General features: G+C 57.5%; 15 protein-coding genes, 1 pseudogene and 1 riboswitch. Of the genes and pseudogenes, 8 read left to right on the forward strand and 8 right to left on the reverse strand.

The window, feature by feature from the left end; all coding sequences use genetic code 11:
• The first annotated feature begins 253 nt into the window (after window positions 1-253).
• Window positions 254-1,267, forward strand: coding sequence for a tRNA (adenosine(37)-N6)-threonylcarbamoyltransferase complex transferase subunit TsaD (gene tsaD, locus HA48_RS04020; RefSeq protein WP_128599887.1), 1,014 nt, complete (start codon window positions 254-256; stop codon window positions 1,265-1,267).
• Window positions 1,268-1,297: 30 nt separating this feature from the next.
• On the opposite strand, the gene plsY is transcribed toward tsaD, so the two are convergent.
• Window positions 1,298-1,900: a glycerol-3-phosphate 1-O-acyltransferase PlsY gene (gene plsY / locus HA48_RS04025; RefSeq protein ID WP_128599888.1), complete on the reverse strand. Its 603-nt coding sequence runs from the start codon at window positions 1,898-1,900 to the stop codon at window positions 1,298-1,300.
• 107 nt (window positions 1,901-2,007) lie between these two features.
• Between plsY and folB the strand changes: the two genes are divergently transcribed.
• Complete coding sequence (gene folB, locus HA48_RS04030; protein ID WP_128599889.1) at window positions 2,008-2,367, forward strand: bifunctional dihydroneopterin aldolase/7,8-dihydroneopterin epimerase; 360 nt, start codon at window positions 2,008-2,010, stop codon at window positions 2,365-2,367.
• A 191-nt stretch (window positions 2,368-2,558) separates the two neighbouring features.
• On the forward strand, window positions 2,559-3,377 hold the full coding sequence (bacA, locus tag HA48_RS04040) for an undecaprenyl-diphosphate phosphatase (protein ID WP_128599891.1): 819 nt from the start codon (window positions 2,559-2,561) through the stop codon (window positions 3,375-3,377).
• Window positions 3,378-3,395: 18 nt separating this feature from the next.
• Here bacA and HA48_RS04045 read toward each other — a convergent pair whose 3' ends face one another.
• Together HA48_RS04045 and HA48_RS04050 are read right to left on the reverse strand one after the other, a co-directional pair.
• Window positions 3,396-4,628 carry a multifunctional CCA addition/repair protein gene (locus tag HA48_RS04045; protein ID WP_128599892.1) on the reverse strand — a complete coding sequence of 411 codons (1,233 nt, stop codon included), beginning with the start codon at window positions 4,626-4,628 and terminating at the stop codon, window positions 3,396-3,398.
• Window positions 4,629-4,769: 141 nt separating this feature from the next.
• The gene (locus HA48_RS04050; protein WP_128599893.1) at window positions 4,770-5,393 is read right to left on the reverse strand and encodes a TIGR04211 family SH3 domain-containing protein; all 624 of its coding nucleotides are present in this window, start codon (window positions 5,391-5,393) and stop codon (window positions 4,770-4,772) included.
• 205 nt (window positions 5,394-5,598) lie between these two features.
• On the opposite strand from HA48_RS04050, the gene HA48_RS04055 reads away from it, so the two are divergent.
• The 3 genes from HA48_RS04055 to hldE all read left to right on the forward strand — a co-directional run bounded on the left by HA48_RS04055 (window position 5,599) and on the right by hldE (window position 11,358).
• The gene (locus tag HA48_RS04055) at window positions 5,599-6,915 is read left to right on the forward strand and encodes a CYTH domain-containing protein (RefSeq protein ID WP_128599894.1); all 1,317 of its coding nucleotides are present in this window, start codon (window positions 5,599-5,601) and stop codon (window positions 6,913-6,915) included.
• A 23-nt stretch (window positions 6,916-6,938) separates the two neighbouring features.
• Window positions 6,939-9,794, forward strand: coding sequence for a bifunctional [glutamate--ammonia ligase]-adenylyl-L-tyrosine phosphorylase/[glutamate--ammonia-ligase] adenylyltransferase (gene glnE, locus HA48_RS04060; protein ID WP_128599895.1), 2,856 nt, complete (start codon window positions 6,939-6,941; stop codon window positions 9,792-9,794).
• Window positions 9,795-9,933: 139 nt separating this feature from the next.
• A complete protein-coding gene (hldE, locus tag HA48_RS04065) occupies window positions 9,934-11,358 on the forward strand; it encodes a bifunctional D-glycero-beta-D-manno-heptose-7-phosphate kinase/D-glycero-beta-D-manno-heptose 1-phosphate adenylyltransferase HldE (protein ID WP_128599896.1) in 1,425 nt (474 codons plus the stop codon).
• A 44-nt stretch (window positions 11,359-11,402) separates the two neighbouring features.
• Here hldE and ubiK read toward each other — a convergent pair whose 3' ends face one another.
• Window positions 11,403-11,708 carry a ubiquinone biosynthesis accessory factor UbiK gene (ubiK, locus tag HA48_RS04070; RefSeq protein ID WP_034828368.1) on the reverse strand — a complete coding sequence of 102 codons (306 nt, stop codon included), beginning with the start codon at window positions 11,706-11,708 and terminating at the stop codon, window positions 11,403-11,405.
• A gap of 171 nt (window positions 11,709-11,879) precedes the next feature.
• A riboswitch (FMN riboswitch) is annotated at window positions 11,880-12,029 on the forward strand.
• 109 nt (window positions 12,030-12,138) lie between these two features.
• On the opposite strand from ubiK, the gene ribB reads away from it, so the two are divergent.
• Window positions 12,139-12,795, forward strand: coding sequence for a 3,4-dihydroxy-2-butanone-4-phosphate synthase (gene ribB / locus HA48_RS04075; RefSeq protein ID WP_128599897.1), 657 nt, complete (start codon window positions 12,139-12,141; stop codon window positions 12,793-12,795).
• A 53-nt stretch (window positions 12,796-12,848) separates the two neighbouring features.
• Here the strand turns inward: ribB and HA48_RS04080 are convergent, their stop codons facing one another.
• Both HA48_RS04080 and zupT read right to left on the reverse strand, forming a co-directional pair.
• Entirely contained in the window at window positions 12,849-13,232 is a 384-nt protein-coding gene (locus HA48_RS04080; protein ID WP_128599898.1) for a cell wall hydrolase, read from the reverse strand.
• A 142-nt stretch (window positions 13,233-13,374) separates the two neighbouring features.
• Window positions 13,375-14,142, reverse strand: coding sequence for a zinc transporter ZupT (zupT, locus tag HA48_RS04085; RefSeq protein WP_128599899.1), 768 nt, complete (start codon window positions 14,140-14,142; stop codon window positions 13,375-13,377).
• 199 nt (window positions 14,143-14,341) lie between these two features.
• Here zupT and ygiD point away from each other — a divergent pair, with 199 nt between their 5' ends.
• A complete protein-coding gene (gene ygiD / locus HA48_RS04090; RefSeq protein ID WP_128599900.1) occupies window positions 14,342-15,127 on the forward strand; it encodes a 4,5-DOPA-extradiol-dioxygenase in 786 nt (261 codons plus the stop codon).
• A gap of 57 nt (window positions 15,128-15,184) precedes the next feature.
• On the opposite strand, the pseudogene HA48_RS04095 reads toward ygiD, so the two are convergent.
• Both HA48_RS04095 and HA48_RS04100 read right to left on the reverse strand, forming a co-directional pair.
• Window positions 15,185-16,345, reverse strand: a pseudogene (locus HA48_RS04095) (glutathionylspermidine synthase family protein).
• An 8-nt stretch (window positions 16,346-16,353) separates the two neighbouring features.
• Entirely contained in the window at window positions 16,354-17,028 is a 675-nt protein-coding gene (locus HA48_RS04100; protein ID WP_128599901.1) for a DUF1190 family protein, read from the reverse strand.
• Window positions 17,029-17,097 lie beyond the last annotated feature (69 nt).

Genomic DNA, 17,097 nt, shown 5'->3' on the forward strand with positions numbered 1-17,097 from the left:
TTTTGCTGCTGACTGCGGCGTCAGCACTTTCAAAATGGTGCAGCATTTTACTCCAGGCGCGGCTGGCTTGTAAAGCACCATGGATAATTTAGAACCAACAGGAGCGTTTGCCTGTGCGGCTGCCGGTTTTTTCAGGTCGGGGAGTATAGCGCACTCTTTGTGCGACACAAAAACACTTTTTCGCAGGCAAAGTTGCTCAGGCGGTGATTTGCCTGTGCTACACTGCGCGCCGCAAGAAGAGGGTGATAAAGCTATGCGAGTTCTGGGTATTGAAACGTCCTGCGATGAAACCGGCATCGCGATTTATGACGATGCGTCCGGTCTGCTGGCGAATCAATTATATAGCCAGGTAAAACTGCACGCCGATTACGGCGGCGTGGTGCCGGAGCTGGCATCGCGCGATCACGTGCGCAAAACCGTTCCGCTGATTCAGGCCGCGCTGAAAGAGGCCGGTTTGCAGGCGGGCGACATCGATGCGGTTGCCTACACCGCCGGCCCTGGCCTGGTGGGTGCACTGCTGGTGGGCGCAACCATTGGGCGCGCGCTGGCGTTTGCCTGGAACGTGCCGGCGGTGCCGGTGCACCACATGGAAGGCCATCTGCTGGCGCCGATGCTGGAAGAGAACCCGCCCGCGTTCCCGTTTGTGGCGCTGCTGGTTTCAGGTGGCCATACGCAGCTGATCAGCGTGACCGGCATTGGTGAGTACACGCTATTGGGCGAATCGATTGATGATGCTGCCGGCGAAGCCTTCGACAAAACCGCCAAGCTGCTGGGCCTGGACTATCCAGGCGGGCCGATGCTGTCGCGCATGGCGCAGCAGGGTACCCCTAACCGCTTTAAGTTCCCGCGTCCGATGACCGACCGCCCAGGGCTGGATTTCAGCTTCTCCGGCCTGAAAACCTTTGCGGCGAATACCATCCGCGAGCACGAAGGCGACGAGCAGGCGCGCGCCGACATTGCCCGGGCGTTTGAAGATGCGGTGGTGGATACGCTGATGATCAAGTGCAAGCGCGCACTGGAGCAGACCGGCTTTAAGCGCCTGGTGATTGCCGGTGGCGTCAGCGCCAACCGTACGCTGCGCGAGCGTATGGCGGAGATGATGCTGGCACGTGGTGGCGAAGTCTTTTATGCCCGTCCTGAGTTCTGCACCGATAATGGCGCGATGATCGCCTATGCGGGCATGGTGCGGCTGAAAGGCGGCACGCGTGGTGAGCTGGGCGTTAGCGTGCGGCCACGCTGGCCGCTGGCGGAATTACCCGCCATCTGAAAAGAAAAAACCGGCCTCATGCCGGTTTTTTTATTTCTGCCGCTTTTTCCGCTTCCACACGCGGTTTTCCTGGCCGCGCCACAGGCGCTGGATGTTGTCGTGATGTCGCAACAGAATCAGGCAGCTCAGCATCGAAACCGGAAAGGTAAACTGGGGTTTGAACCACCAGACGTAAAACGGCGCAATCAGCGCACTGACAATCGCGCCCAGCGAGGAGTAACCGCTCAGCAGCACCGTCAGCAGCCAGGTACCGGTCATCAGGCCGGTTAAATCCCAGCCAATCGGCGCAATCGCGCCAAATGCCGTCGCCACGCCCTTGCCGCCGCGAAAGCGGAAGAACACCGGATAGATGTGACCAAGACAGGCTGCAATCGCCGTCAGGCCGAGGTACATCGGCGTCACGTGTAGCAGATACGCGATCCAGACCGGCAGCATCCCTTTCGCGACATCGAAAATCAGCACCGCAGCGGCGGCGGCTTTGCCACCCACCCGCAGGACGTTTGTCGCGCCCGGATTGCCGGAGCCAGCGGTACGGGGATCGGGTAAACCGGCGAGTTTACAAACCAGTATCGCACTGGAAATCGAACCGCAAAGATACGCGAAAATAATCATACCAAGCGCGATAGCACTCATAGCGTCGTACCGTTCCTTTTGGGTCGTTTTGTTCTCGATAAGCGTGGATAATACGCATAATCCGCCGGGAGTGGTATCCGGCAAGGCCAAAAACAGAGACTGACATCATGGATATCGTATTTATAGAACAACTCACCGTGTTCACCACTATTGGCGTTTACGACTGGGAGCAGGGCATGCAGCAGAAGCTGGTGCTCGATGTCGAAATGGCGTGGGACAACCGTCGTGCCGCGGCCAGCGACGATGTCAACGACTGCCTGAGCTACGCCGATGTCACTGAAGCCATCCTTGCCCATCTGCAAGGGCAGCGTTTCGCGTTGGTGGAGCGTGTGGCAGAAGAAATCGCCGATCTGTTGATGATTCGTTTCAAAACACCCGGTGTGCGCATCAGGGTAGGAAAACCGGGCGCTGTGGCGCAGGCAGCATCCGTTGGCGTCCGTATTGAGCGCGGGACTATTCCTAAATAAATTCTGCGTGATTGCCATCACAATGAAACCAAACCAAATTAGTGTGTGTCTCACTTGAGGCCGTTGCGCTAACGGATGCAAAGTTGCCGAAATCGTTAAGGTTTCCTTCAGCCATGCGCAGGCATAATTTCAGGCGGTAGCCGCGTGCGACCGCCTTTTTACTGTTTAAAACGGATAGAGGAAAAATTTTGATGGCAGACATTCATCAGCTATGGGTAGCTGCAATCCTGGGGGTTGTGGAAGGGCTTACGGAGTTCCTGCCGGTCTCTTCCACAGGCCACATGATTATTGTTGGCCATCTGCTGGGGTTTGAGGGCGAAAAGGCCGAAACCTTTGAAGTGGTGATTCAGCTGGGGTCGATCCTGGCGGTGGTAGTGATGTTCTGGCGTCGTCTGTTTGGCTTGATCGGCATCCACTTTGGTCAGGAGCGTCACGAAGGTGTCGGTACTGGCAAACTGACGCTGATCCACATCCTGCTGGGTATGGTGCCAGCGGTAGTCATTGGTCTGCTGTTACACGATCAGATCAAAACCCTGTTTAACCCCATCAACGTGATGTATGCGCTGGTGGTGGGCGGTGTGCTGTTGCTGGTCGCCGAGTTCCTGAAGCCAAAGCAGCCGAAAGCGGTCGGCATTGACGATATTACCTATCGCCAGGCATTTATGATTGGTTGTTTCCAGTGTCTGGCGCTATGGCCGGGCTTTTCGCGTTCGGGAGCGACCATCTCCGGGGGAATGCTGATGGGCGTGAGCCGCTATGCGGCTTCGGAGTTCTCGTTCATTCTGGCGGTGCCGATGATGATTGGCGCAACCGGTCTGGATCTCTACAAGAGCATGGGATTCCTGACCATGCAGGATTTCCCGATGTTCGCCGTGGGCTTCGTCACCGCTTTCATCGTCGCGTTACTGGCGATCAAAGTGTTCCTGGAACTGATTAAACGCATCTCGTTTGTGTCGTTCGCCATCTACCGCTTTATCGTCGCGGCAGCGGTCTACGCCGTCTTTATGTAGTGCGCGAGGCGCGGCCGGTTACGCTGGCCGCGCGTCAATCAGTCCTTTCTGTACGGCAATAATGCGGCGACGCGTTAACTCTTCCCGCACTTCCATCCCTTTAAATCCAGCCTCGACCACCGCTTTTGTCGGTACCGCCTGTGCAAGGGCAAACGCCTGACGCAGATAATCACCCTGTGGATAGGGCATGCTCTCCAGCGTTGCGCGGCCACGCGCATCGGCTTCGCTGGTCAGCGCCATTTTTTCCACGCGATCGGGCTTACGCCACGCGTCAATGCGGTCAAACAGCGCCACCAGCGAATCGGCTGACTGCCGTTCGATGGTGTGCACCACGTCGTGAAACTCGGTGACAATCAGCGCCAGATCGCGCACCTGATTCGGCACGCGCAGCCGCTGGCACAGCGCCTCCACCAGAGGAACGCCCGCCAAACCGTGCCCGTGATGGCTTGGCCACTTCTCCGGGGGCGTGAGCGCTTTGCCCACATCGTGAAACAGCGTGGCGAAGCGCACATCCAGCTCGTCAGAGAGTGCGGCGGCCATGGTCAGCGTCATCAGCGCGTGCACGCCGGTGTCGATCTCCGGATGCCATTTGATGGGGGCCGGGATGCCGTACAGATTGTCAATTTCCGGGAACAGCACCTGCAGCGCGCCGCAATCGCGCAGCACCTGGAAATAGACCTGAGGATTGCGCGTCAGCAGCGCTTTTTCTGTCTCTTTCCACACGCGCTCCGCCGTCAGGTGGCTGAGTTCACCGCTCTGGGCCATCTGTTGCATCAGCGCCTGCGTCTCATCCGCTACGCGGAAGTTGAGATGTGCAAAGCGCGCAGCAAAACGCGCCACGCGCAGCACGCGCAGCGGATCCTCATTAAATGCGGCGGAAACATGGCGCAGCGTGCGGCTTGCCAGATCCTGCTGACCGTACCAGGGGTCGATCAGCGTGCCATCATCAGCCTGAGCAATGGCGTTGATGGTGAGATCGCGGCGCTGTAAATCCTGCTCCAGCGTCACATCCGGTGCGAACTGTGTGACAAAGCCGGTATAGCCGTTGCCGCTCTTGCGTTCAGTACGCGCCAGCGCGTACTCCTCTTTGCTGGCAGGATGCAAAAAGACCGGGAAATCACGACCAACCTGTTGATAACCTTGATCCAGCATGGTCTGCGGCGTCGCGCCAACCACCACCCAATCTCTATCTTTTACCGGCAAGCGCAGTAAGGCATCGCGCACTGCACCACCGACCAGAAACGTCTTCACTCAACTACTCCAGAGGCAATCATCTTTTGCGTGCGGGGCACGCTTGTTGCGTTATTGTTGCATATTTCGGCTAAAAAGCGCACACGCCAAAAAGGGCATCTTGCGATCCCCTTAAAGATAACCCCAAAACAGGTTGCTGGCTTAGTTCATCCAGCGATCGCTTTTCTTGCGGCGCGGCACCATGTGCGGCAGTAACAGGCCCAGCAGCAGACCAACGCCCAGCACGCCACCGCCATACATAAACCACTGCATGATAATGGTGCGCTGCTTGTCATCCAGCTGCACGTTAGCGGCACTGACCTTTTTCTGCGCGACAATCAGCTCGTTTTTCAGCTTCTGATTCTCTTCTTTCAGACCGTTGATGGTGCCATCGCTGTTGGCCACTTTGTTCTGCATCTCCGACGTGCGCTGATTCCAGCTATTGTCGATATTGGCCAGCTTATCGGTCAGATCTTTTACCTGCTGCTCCAGCTGTGGTACGCGGGTACGCAGGCTGGGGCTGGCGCTGAGCTGCGAAAGCGGAATCCAGTTGGTTTTGCCTTCGGCATCGCGGATCTGGCCATACTGCGAATCGCTGTTAGTCTGCAGCAGGGTGACCTCCTCCCCGGCATTCAGCTTGCCCACCAGGCGATATTGATCGCCCGGGCCGCTTCGTACCCAGGTGGATAATTCATCGGAGATATAACGCTTTTCATCCGCAGCGTGGGCAGGTGTGATGGCGCTGAAAGCCAGCAAAGAGAGGGCGGCGAGTGTGATTTTTTTCATTCGATGTCGTTATTTCTTAAAGGGCGTAAATTTACCGGCACAGTCTGGATTTGCTTCGCATAAATCTGAATGAGAACTATCCTGGTCTCAATCCGGTGCGAAATGGGTCGTAAAAGCACAAGAAAGCAGAGACAGCGGGCTTGCGGTGCATTACTCTTCGCCAGATTAAACTCGTAAGTGCCAGCAGCGTATTGAATAAAAAATTATGACCATTGAAATTGAATTAAAGTTCATTGCCACACCGCAAGCCGCCGAAAAACTGGCGGAAAAGCTTGCCGCCTGGCCTCATCAGCACTTCGCCGCGCGCGAACTGAGCAACATCTATTACGAAACCGACGATAACCAGCTGCGCCGCTGGGATATGGGCCTGCGTATTCGCGGCGTGGATCAGCGCTATGAAATGACGCTGAAAGCGGCGGGTAAAACGCTGGGCGGCCTGCATCAGCGGCCAGAGTACAACGTCGATATCGATGAGCCCCAGTTGGATATTGCCCGCCTGCCGGCTGAAATCTGGCCACAGGGTACCGACGTCAGCGCGCTGCAGGCGCGTTTACAGCCCTTATTCAGCACCCACTTTGTGCGTGAAGCCTGGCTGGTGACCTTTAACGACAGCGAAATTGAAGTGGCATTTGATCGCGGTGCCGTGGCAGCCGGCGAACTGAGCGAGCCGCTGTATGAAGTTGAGCTGGAGCTGAAAAAGGGCCAGCGCGCGGACATGCTGCAGTTCGCTGCTGAGTTGGTCGCCATGGGCGGCCTGCGCCTCGGTAGCCTGAGCAAAGCGGCACGCGGCTATCAGCTGGCGCAGGGCGATGCCCAGCGTCCACTGCGCGCGCTGCCTTTGCAGAAAATCGCCGCGAAAGCGACGGTTGAGCAGGGCATGGTTAACGCCCTGAGCGCGGCGCTGAACCACTGGCAGTATCATGAAGAGGTTTGGCTGCGCGGTAATCCTGCGGGCAAAGCGGCAATCGCTGAGGCGCTGGAGACCCTGCGCCAGGCCTTCTCCCTGTTTGGTGCGCTGGTGCCGCGTAAAGCGAACAGCGAGCTGCGCCAGAAACTCACGCGTTTTGAAGAGCAGCTGGAAGAGAGTGATATCGACGCGGAGACCGTCTGTTTCTCACCGTGCTCGGTAGAAGCTCAGTTAGCGCTTACTCACTGGCTGGTTGAGTCTCAGTGGCAAAACTGGCTGGATGATAAGAGCAAAACCAAGCTGCAGGGATCGTTCAAACGTTTCAGCGATATTATGCTGGGGCGCATTAATGCCGATCTGAAAGAGACTTTTGTCGATGTGCAGCTGTTCAATGAGTTTCAGGACAAGGCCACGCGTCTCAACCGCCAGCTGCTGGCCGTGCACCTGTTAGCCGGCGCTTATCCGGCTGAAGAGGTTTACAGCTGGCTGGCGGGCTGGCAGGAGCTGCAGCATGCCATCCGTGAAAAGCAGGAGCGTGGGTTGATCCAGCTGGTCAACCTGGCCACGCGCCATGCGCCGTTCTGGCTGAGCAGCGGGGCAAAAGCTAAACCGTAGTTCACTCAAATCAGGGAGAGAAGATGTTGCTACCGTTACCGGCGCTGATGCAGGCGCACTTAGCCAGCGTGGCAGAACGACTCAATCTGCCGTTGTCCACCATTACGCCACAGCAGGCGGGTGCGCTGGCCTTCAGTGACTTTATCGTGGATAACCTGCAGCAGCATCCGCAGTGGTGGCAGCAGCTGCAGCAACAGCCGCCGCAGCCTGAAGAGTGGCAACACTACGCAAGCTGGCTGCACGACGCGCTGCAGCCGGTGGATAATGAAGCCTCCCTGATGCGCGAATTGCGCCTGTTCCGCCGCCATATGCTGGTGCGTATTGCGTGGATGCAGGTGCTTAATCTCTCCGGTACTGAACAAACGCTGACCCAGCTGAGTACGCTGGCGGAGAGTTTGATTGCCGCCGCGCGTGACTGGGTATGGCAGGATTGCTGCCGGGACTTTGGCACGCCGTGCAATGCGGCCGGTGAGGCGCAGCCGATGCTGATTTTGGGCATGGGGAAACTGGGCGGCGGTGAGCTTAACTTCTCGTCAGATATCGATCTGATTTTTGCCTGGCCGGAAAACGGCGTCACGCAGGGTGGACGGCGCGAACTGGATAACGCGCAGTTCTTCACCCGTATGGGCCAGCGGCTAATCAAAGTGCTGGACCAGCCAACGGTGGATGGCTTTGTCTATCGCGTGGATATGCGCCTGCGCCCGTTTGGCGACAGCGGTCCGCTGGTGCTGAGCTTTGCTGCGCTGGAGGATTACTACCAGGAGCAGGGGCGTGACTGGGAGCGTTATGCGATGGTCAAAGCACGCCTGATGGGCGACGATCGCGGGCGCTGGAGCCAGGAGCTGCAGCAGATGCTGCGGCCGTTCGTCTACCGTCGCTATATCGATTTCAGCGTGATTCAGTCGCTGCGCAACATGAAAAGCATGATCGCGCGTGAAGTGCGCCGACGCGGCCTGAAAGACAACATCAAGCTGGGCGCCGGCGGCATTCGCGAAACCGAATTTATTGTGCAGGTGTTTCAGCTGATTCGTGGTGGACGTGAGCGCTCACTACAGCTGCGATCGCTGCTGCCCACGCTACAGGCCATCGGCGAGTTAGCGCTGCTGACGCCACATCAGGTGGCGCATCTACGCAGTGCCTATCTGTTTCTGCGCCGGCTGGAGAACCTGCTGCAAAGTATCAATGACGAACAGACGCAGACCCTGCCCGCGCATGCGCTGGATCGCCAGCGTCTGGCCTGGGCAATGGGCGTTGCCGACTGGGATACGCTGATGCTGCAACTGGAGCAGCAGATGGCTGGCGTGCGCACTATTTTCGATGAGCTGATCGGGGACGACGCGCCAGATGTGGACGATCAGCCGCAGCTGGCTGACTTCGCCGGGCTATGGCAGGACACGCTGGAAGAGAGCGATCTGATCCCGGTGGTGCCGCAGCTGGATGATGCACAGCGCCACGCGCTGTTTAACGCGCTCAATAGTTTCCGGCAGGATGTCGGCCGCCGGACCATCGGCCCGCGCGGTCGCCTGGCGCTGGATCAGCTGATGCCACGCCTGCTCAGTGAGGTGTGCCCACGAGCCGATGCTGATGTGCTACTGAACCGTCTGACGCCTTTGCTGCTTGGCGTACTGACGCGCAGCACTTATCTGGAGCTGCTGACGGAGTATCACGGCGCGCTGCGTCATCTGATTCGCCTGTGCGCCGCCTCACCGATGGTTGCCAGCCAGCTGGCGCGCTATCCGCTGCTGCTGGATGAGCTGCTCGACCCCGCTACGCTGTATCAACCCACCGCAACCGATGCCTACCGGGATGAGCTGCGCCAGTATCTGCTGCGCATTCCTGCCGACGATGAAGAGCAGCAGCTGGAAGCGCTGCGCCAGTTCAAGCAGGCGCAGCTTTTGCGCATTGCCGCGGCTGACATTGCAGAGACGCTGCCGGTGATGAAAGTGAGCGATCACTTAACCTGGCTGGCTGAAGCCATCATAGAGTCGGTGGTGCAGCAGGCGTGGCAAATGATGGTACAGCGTTATGGCCGGCCGTCGCACCTTAGCAGCGAAAGCGAGCGTGGTTTTGCCGTCATTGGTTACGGCAAGCTGGGCGGCTGGGAGCTGGGTTACAGCTCCGATCTGGATTTGGTGTTCCTGCATGACTGCCCGGATAACGCCGAAACCGACGGCGAGCGCGTGATCGATGGCCGCCAGTTCTATCTGCGTCTGGCGCAGCGCATTATGCACCTGTTCAGCACGCGCACCTCCTCCGGCATTCTGTATGAAGTGGATGCACGCCTGCGCCCCTCTGGCGCGGCGGGCATGCTGGTAAGCACCTTTGACGCCTTTGATGATTATCAGCGCAGCGAAGCCTGGACCTGGGAACATCAGGCGCTGGTACGCGCGCGCATTGTGTTTGGCGAACCCGCCTTGTGTGAGCGCTTCAGCGACATTCGGCGCACTATCCTGTGCCTGCCGCGTGAGGCGGACACGTTAAAAACCGAGGTGCGTGAGATGCGGGAAAAAATGCGTGCCCATCTCAGCAATAAACACAAAGGCCGCTGGGAGATCAAAACCGATGCCGGCGGCATCACCGACATTGAATTCATCGCGCAGTATCTTGTCTTAGCTTACGCCGCCCGTCAGCCCGCTTTAACGCGCTGGTCTGATAACGTACGTATTTTTGAGCTGATGGCGCGTTACGGCATGATGGATGAAGAGGAGGCGCGGGCGCTGACGCATGCCTATGTGACACTGCGCGATGCGCTGCATCACCTGGCGCTTCAGGAGCTGCCGGGCCACGTGGCGCCCGAGCCCTTCTCCCGTGAGCGTGCTGTGGTGCACGCCAGCTGGCAGCACTGGCTGGTTGCGGATGAATCCAAAGACGCGGAATAACCGGCCCGCTTTCCCTGCTGCCCCTACGGCGGCAGGACCGTCATAAGGCTGAGAAGGGCCCGCGCAGCGGCGGCGCGAAGAATACCGGCGGTATGTTATTATCCGCGCAATATTTTGACTTAAGTCTGGAGTCTCAGGAATGAAAGTAACTCTGCCTGCGTTTGGCAAAGCCTCTGTGCTGGTTGTCGGCGATGTGATGTTAGACCGCTACTGGTACGGCCCTACCAGCCGTATCTCACCGGAAGCGCCGGTGCCCGTGGTTAAAGTGGATACCATCGAAGAACGCCCCGGCGGCGCAGCTAACGTGGCGATGAACATTGCCGCGCTGGGCGCTGCGTCACGGCTGATTGGGTTAACCGGTCAGGATGATGCAGCACGCGTACTGAGTGAGACGCTGGAGCAGGTGAAAGTGAATTGTGATTTCGTCGCCATCAAGAGCCATCCGACGATCACCAAACTGCGCGTATTGTCGCGTAACCAGCAGCTGATCCGCCTTGATTTCGAAGAGGGATTTGAGCAGGTCGATCCTCAGCCGATTCATGATCGTATGCGTCAGTCACTGGGGCAAGCCGGTGCACTGGTACTGTCTGATTACGCCAAGGGCGCGCTCAACAGCATTCAGACCATGATCCAGCTGGCGCGTGAAGCGAAGGTACCAGTACTGATTGATCCTAAAGGCACGGATTTTGAGCGCTATCGTGGCGCAACCCTGCTGACGCCTAACCTGTCTGAGTTTGAAGCCGTGGTCGGCAAATGTAAGACGGAAGAGGAGATTGTCAGCCGCGGAATGCAGGTGATCGCGGATTACGATCTCTCTGCGCTGTTAGTTACCCGTTCAGAGAACGGCATGACGCTTCTGCAGCCGGGTAAAGCGCCGCTGCACATGCCAACGCAGGCGCAGGAAGTTTATGACGTGACCGGCGCGGGCGATACGGTGATAGGCGTACTGGCGGCCGTGCTGGCAGCCGGTGATAGTCTGGAGGAGGCCTGCTTCCTGGCTAACGCTGCGGCAGGCGTGGTGGTAGGGAAACTGGGCACGTCTACCGTCAGCACCGTCGAGCTGGAGAATGCGATCCATGCGCGTCCGGAAAGCGGCTTTGGCGTGATGACGGAAACCGAGCTGAAAGCAGCCGTAGCGCTGGCGCGTCAGCGCGGCGAGAAAGTTGTTATGACCAACGGCGTGTTCGACATTCTGCATGCGGGCCACGTCTCCTATCTGGCAAATGCGCGCAAGCTCGGCGATCGTCTCATCGTTGCAGTGAACAGCGATGCGTCCACTAAACGGCTGAAAGGCGAAACGCGTCCGGTGAATCCTCAGGAGAACCGCATGATTGTGCTGGGTGCGCTGGAGGCCGTGGATTGGGTAGTCCTGTTTGAAGAGGACACGCCACAACGCTTAATTGCTGAAGTGTTGCCGGATCTGCTGGTTAAAGGCGGCGATTATAAGCCAGAGGATATTGCAGGCAGCAAAGAGGTATGGGCGAACGGCGGTGACGTGCGCGTGCTTAACTTTGAAGACGGTATCTCAACCACCAACATCATCAAAACGATTCGCAGCCATTAATCGCGTACAGCGGGAGGTTTAGCGCCTCCCGCTGTCTGTGTGCATTACTGCGGCGTATCGATTTTGCCAGCCGGATCGGGTGTTACCACCGCCGGTGCCGGTGCCGCCGGGCTTTCGCTCTCCAGTTTCGCCAGACGCTGCTCCAGCGCGGCTAACTTCTCACGCGTGCGCAGCAGTACCTGCGTCTGCACATCGAACTCTTCACGATTAACCAGATCCATGCGGGTTAACTGCGCCTGCAATACCTGACGAATTTTCTTTTCCACATCGTCGCCAAAGTCACGAATGCCTTTTGGCATCGCTTCATGGACCTGGCGCGCCAGTTGTTCAATTTTTTTCGTGTCGATCATGGTTATTTCCTGGTTACGGTGGCTGATAACAGCGCGTGTTCCGACTCTACAAGCAGTAAGTGTAATGCCAGAAACGAAAAGGTTAAACCTGAAATCCGCAACGCATGATGTGCAAAAGCATTTGCGCTTTTGTTGATTGCCCGACCAGATGATTGGCGTTATAGTGATTTCGCTTATTCTCAGGGCGGGGCGAAATTCCCCACCGGCGGTAAATCAGCTTCGGCTGAAAGCCCGCGAGCGCTTTTGCTGTAAGGCGAAAGGTCAGCAGATCCGGTGTAATTCCGGGGCCGACGGTTAAAGTCCGGATGGGAGAGGGTAACGACATCAGCCGGTTTTACGCCCGCGTCACGTTATTGCCATGTGTATTTTTCACGCACTCCTAAGCTCGCCCTGGTTCTGGTAACTCATATTATTTATAAGGTTTTTTACCATGAATCAGACGCTTCTTTCTGAATTTGGCACGCCGGAACAGCGTGTAGAACGCGCCATTGATGCGCTGCGCAACGGTCGCGGCGTGATGGTGCTTGACGATGAAAATCGTGAAAACGAAGGCGATATGATCTTCGCCGCTGAAACCATGACCGTTGAGCAGATGGCGCTGACCATCCGTCACGGTAGCGGCATTGTTTGCCTGTGCATCACTGAAGAGCGCCGCCAGCAGCTGGATTTGCCAATGATGGTAGAGAACAACACCAGCTCGTATGGCACCGGCTTTACCGTCACCATCGAGGCCGCTTCCGGCGTTACTACCGGGGTTTCTGCCACTGACCGCATCACGACGATCCGCGCAGCGATTGCTGAGGGCGCAAAACCGGGTGATCTCAACCGTCCGGGCCATGTGTTCCCGCTGCGTGCACGCGATGGCGGTGTGCTGACTCGTGGTGGGCATACGGAAGCTACCATCGATCTGGTGACGCTGGCGGGCTTCAAACCTGCCGGCGTACTCTGTGAGCTGACCAATGATGATGGCAGCATGGCGCACGCACCAGAAGCAGTGGTATTTGCGAAGCAGCACGACATGCCGGTTGTTACCATTGAAGATCTGGTGGCTTATCGCCGTCAGCGTGAGACGCGCCAGGCCAGCTAAGGCAGCGAATAGTATAAAAAGGCCGGGTGCGGACGCACCCGGCCTTTTTTACGTTAACGGCTGGCGTAAAACACGTGATTGCCAATCACAACGGTGCGCTCAAAGGTATGGCGCCACGCCGGCTTGACGCTGTGGGCATGAAAATAGGTTGCCCCTTTCGTCACGTCTTTTAACTCTCCCCCGACAATACGCTGTGCCAGCGTTTTCGCACGCTGCCAGCTTCGATCCTCGCGCGGCGGATAGCGATACGGGTGCTTTTGCAGAGACGTCCAGGAGAACTGTTTGGGTGCGTACACCACAGGGCAGATCTCTTTGACGTCCCAGTTGGCCCGATTCATCGTCACGGTGCCTACTGCAATTTGTCCCTTCACCGGCTCGCCGCGCGCTTCATGGTAGATATTCATTGCCAGACACAAAACGGCGCTTTGAATTAACATAACACTCCACGGCTATTCGACATCGCGTGGAGTGTAAGGAGTCAGCTTTTGCGGGTTAACAAGACCGGTCTGGAGTGCACCTTAATGCAGCACATATTCAGAAGCCCTGCTTCAAATGACCAATGATTCAGACATATCTCGCTTAACCGACGCCGCTGGTTTGCAACAGCGTCAGGCTCAGACCCATCACCGTCATGCCGCATAACACGCCGTAGCTGGGATTGTTATGCGGATCGATTTCGCGGGCCAGCGGCATCAGCTCGTCCACCGAGAGGGCCACCATTATGCCGGCTACCGCTGCCATAATTGCCGCGATCATCACGGGCGAAACCGCCGGACCGAGCAGCAGGAAGGCGATGATGCCGCCAAAAATTTCCGCCATGCCCGACAGGCAGGCCCAGAACAGCGCCTTCGCTTTCGAACCGGTTGCGGCATACATCGGTCCCGCCACCGCCAGGCCCTCCGGAATGTTGTGAATAGCCACCGCAAGCGCAATCCCCAGGCCCAGCTCCATATCGCTGCTGGCCGTTACGAACGTCGCAATCCCTTCCGGGAAGTTGTGCAGACTTATGCCCAGCGTCAGCAAAATCGCGGTGCGTTTCAGATTGGTTGGCTTACGGTTTACCGCCATCAAATCCTGCGGATGCTGATGCGGTAACAGGCGGTCCATGGCGAAATATCCCAGCAGGCCGAGCATAAACATCCCGTAGCCGAGCACCGGCGACATGCCCTCTGCATGCAACGCTGCGGGCAGCATCTCCATCAGGGAGATCAGCAGCATAATGCCGGCGGCAAAACCGAGCGCGAATGCCAGTACGCGGTTTGACGGCTTCTGGCCCAGCACGCCAAAAATAGCGCCAACAAACGTAGCACCGCCAGCCAGAATGGTTAGCAGCAGAGGAACTGACATGGCGATCTCCTTAATGATAATGATTCCCAGTTACAATATAGTTAACCCCATAAAATATCGAGTTATTTAGCGTAAAGTTATGTCGGGAAAGGATTGTTCAAATTACCTGATGGAGATCATCACGTTTATCAGCGTTAATCCCGCCAGGAAAGCGCGTATCGTGGCGGCAACCACGCAATTATTTGTCTGAGGATCAATCATGAGCCACCCGCGTATGCCTGCGCTGTTTCTTGGTCACGGCAGCCCGATGAACGTACTGGAAGATAATCGCTATACCCGCGCATGGCAGCAGCTGGGTGAAACACTGCCGCGCCCGCGTGCCATTCTGGCGATCTCGGCGCACTGGTACACGCGGGGCACCGCCGTAACGGCCATGCACCAGCCGCGCACTATTCATGATTTTGGCGGGTTTCCACAGGCGTTGTTTGACGTGCACTACCCTGCACCGGGTTCGCCGGCGCTGGCGCAGCAAGTGATAGAGGTGCTGGCACCGATCGCAGTGCAGGCGGACAGCGAATGGGGCTTCGATCACGGCTCCTGGGGCGTGCTGGCAAAAATGTACCCTGAGGCAGATATCCCGTTAATCCAGCTCAGCATTGATAGCACCCAATCTGCAGCGTGGCACTTTGAGATGGGCCGTAAGCTGGCGGCACTGCGTGATGAGGGCGTAATGATTGTCGCGAGCGGCAACGTCGTGCATAACCTGCGCATGATTCGCTGGCAGGGTGCGGAGCATGCCTATCCCTGGGCGGAGAATTTTAACCAGTTTGTACGCGATAACCTGCATTTTCAGGGCAGCAGCGCGCAACATCCGCTGGTGAATTATGAGCAGCATGAGAGTGCAAAGCTGGCGAATCCTACGCCGGAACACTACTTGCCGTTGCTCTATATTCTGGGCACGCGTATTGACGACGAGCCGGTTACTGTTCCGGTAGAAGGGATGGAGATGGGAGCGATCAGTATGTTATCGGTGCAGATCGGCTAGACGCGTAGCCTGATACTCCGTGGCGGCCACACCAGCAACGTGGCGGGCCGCCGGCGGTTATTCAATAAAGGTGTGCGGGTAGAAGCGTGACAGATCCTGCGTGATCAGCGCGCGATCTTCGCGCAGGCCGATACCGGCGGGTTGATCGTCAATCAGCCAGCTGCCGATCAGCGTATAGCTGTCACCAAATTTCGGCAGCGGATAGAACTGCTGCACGATCATGCCCTCTTCGCCGTACGGGCCGTCGCGCGCGCGATCTCCTGACCATTTTCCACGATGGTAATGTTGGCGCCTTCGCGTGAAAACAGCGGCTTCACCACATACTTATCCAGCTTCGGCGCGTTTTGGTCATCCGCAAAGTAGGCCGCCAGCAGATTAGGGTGGTTCGGGAACATCTCCCACAGCAGCGGCAGCAGCGCTTTATTGGAGAGAATGCTTTTCCACGCCGGCTCCAGCCAGCGTACGCCTGCATCGGCCAGCTTGGTGGAGAACACTTCGCGCAGCATAAACTCCCATGGATAGAGCTTAAACAGGTTACCGATCACCTGGTCGTGCTGATCGGTGAACTGGCCCTTTTCGCCCAGCCCAATCTCATCAATGTAGAGAAACTCGCTCGGCAGGCCGGCTTCGGTCGCGCAATCCTGCAGGTACTGCACTGTCGCGCGATCCTCATCGGTATCACGACAGCAGGCAAAGTGCAGCCAGTTAAAGCCGTGCTGCTGATGCAGCGTGGCAAAGCGCTCAATCAGCTTCTCTTGCAGGCTATTGAACTGATCGCTGCCCTGCGGCAGGTTGCCGGCATTGAGCTGATCTTCCAGCCAGATCCACTGGAAAAAAGCCGCTTCATAAAGCGAGGTTGGCGTATCCGCGTTGTTTTCCAGCAGCTTGATCTCACCTTTACCATCCCAGGCCAGATCGAGGCGGGAGTAGAGTGATGGCTGGCGCAGCTTCCAGGATTCGCGCACAAAATCCCAGGTGTGTTTCGGAATAGAGAAACGGGTCAGCAGCGCGTCACTGTTCACCACTTTCTCAACCGCCTGCAGGCACATCTGATGCAGTTCGGCCGTGGCATCCTCCAGCTGCTCAATTTGCGCCAGCGTGAACTGGTAATATGCGTCTTCACACCAGTACGCTCGCCGTACATGGTGTGAACTGGAAGCCAAACTCAGTGGCTTTCTCGCGCCAGTTGGGGCGTTCGCTGATGGCAATACGTTGCATGCGTCGGCTTAGCCTCCCAGCGAGCGGCTGCCAGTGCTGGTAGCACTGCTGCGCTGCATGGTGTTTTGCTTAGCAACGGTTTCACCAAAACCGCCACGGGTAATGGTTGAGGTGGTGGCCGGTTTCGGCGCCAGCGCCGTTTTCGGTACGTTCATGCTGCGACCGGAAGTCGCCGCACCGTAATTTTTACCGGAGGCATCAACAAACTGTCCATTCGCCGGGCTGTTTGGCGTTTTCGGCGAGAACAGCGGCTGCTGCGCAAAGCCGGCACCGCCGCCCATCATGCGGCCCATCATGTAGCCCGCCATCAGTGGCATCCAGAAGCTACCGCTCTGCTGCGCCTCTGCATTGTTTGCCGTTGTGCCTGCACCAGCCTGCGCAGGTGCCTGCTGGCACTGGTTTTCACCAAATTCAGCAACGCAGTCTTCGCGTGAGGCATATTTTGGTGCAGTGCGTTCGGCCTCTTTCAGCGCGTTGTTGTAGGCGGTTTTACATTGCGCGCTCTGGTCCGGATTGGCTTTCGCGCAATCATCAGCGTTTTGGTACATCGATACCGTTTCATCGCTCTGTTCGCAGCCTGCCAGCATAAATACGGCGGTAACGGCCAGTGCGACCGGTGTTAAGTGGCGTGCCTGCCAGCTTTTACGGAAAGCGGCATGACGGATATTTTTCGTCCGTTTCATTATCTTCATCCTGTGCCCAAAGGTGGGGCTTAGGATAGGTGATGAGTGGTGGAAAATGAAGCGGGAAGC

Origin of the sequence: Pantoea wallisii, assembly GCF_002095485.1 — a bacterium.
Taxonomy (GTDB): Bacteria; Pseudomonadota; Gammaproteobacteria; order Enterobacterales; family Enterobacteriaceae; genus Pantoea; species Pantoea wallisii.

Bases quoted from the DNA above. Each gene is read 5' to 3' on its own strand.
- HA48_RS04050 (WP_128599893.1), bottom strand. From the start codon at position 5,393: ATGAAAAAAATCACACTCGCCGCCCTCTCTTTGCTGGCTTTCAGCGCC.
- HA48_RS04080 (WP_128599898.1), bottom strand. From the start codon at position 13,232: ATGTTAATTCAAAGCGCCGTTTTGTGTCTGGCAATGAATATCTACCAT.
- ribB (WP_128599897.1), top strand. From the start codon at position 12,139: ATGAATCAGACGCTTCTTTCTGAATTTGGCACGCCGGAACAGCGTGTA.
- HA48_RS04055 (WP_128599894.1), top strand. From the start codon at position 5,599: ATGACCATTGAAATTGAATTAAAGTTCATTGCCACACCGCAAGCCGCC.
- HA48_RS04100 (WP_128599901.1), bottom strand. From the start codon at position 17,028: ATGAAACGGACGAAAAATATCCGTCATGCCGCTTTCCGTAAAAGCTGG.
- glnE (WP_128599895.1), top strand. From the start codon at position 6,939: ATGTTGCTACCGTTACCGGCGCTGATGCAGGCGCACTTAGCCAGCGTG.
- folB (WP_128599889.1), top strand. From the start codon at position 2,008: ATGGATATCGTATTTATAGAACAACTCACCGTGTTCACCACTATTGGC.
- plsY (WP_128599888.1), bottom strand. From the start codon at position 1,900: ATGAGTGCTATCGCGCTTGGTATGATTATTTTCGCGTATCTTTGCGGT.
- zupT (WP_128599899.1), bottom strand. From the start codon at position 14,142: ATGTCAGTTCCTCTGCTGCTAACCATTCTGGCTGGCGGTGCTACGTTT.
- tsaD (WP_128599887.1), top strand. From the start codon at position 254: ATGCGAGTTCTGGGTATTGAAACGTCCTGCGATGAAACCGGCATCGCG.
- hldE (WP_128599896.1), top strand. From the start codon at position 9,934: ATGAAAGTAACTCTGCCTGCGTTTGGCAAAGCCTCTGTGCTGGTTGTC.
- ygiD (WP_128599900.1), top strand. From the start codon at position 14,342: ATGAGCCACCCGCGTATGCCTGCGCTGTTTCTTGGTCACGGCAGCCCG.
- ubiK (WP_034828368.1), bottom strand. From the start codon at position 11,708: ATGATCGACACGAAAAAAATTGAACAACTGGCGCGCCAGGTCCATGAA.
- bacA (WP_128599891.1), top strand. From the start codon at position 2,559: ATGGCAGACATTCATCAGCTATGGGTAGCTGCAATCCTGGGGGTTGTG.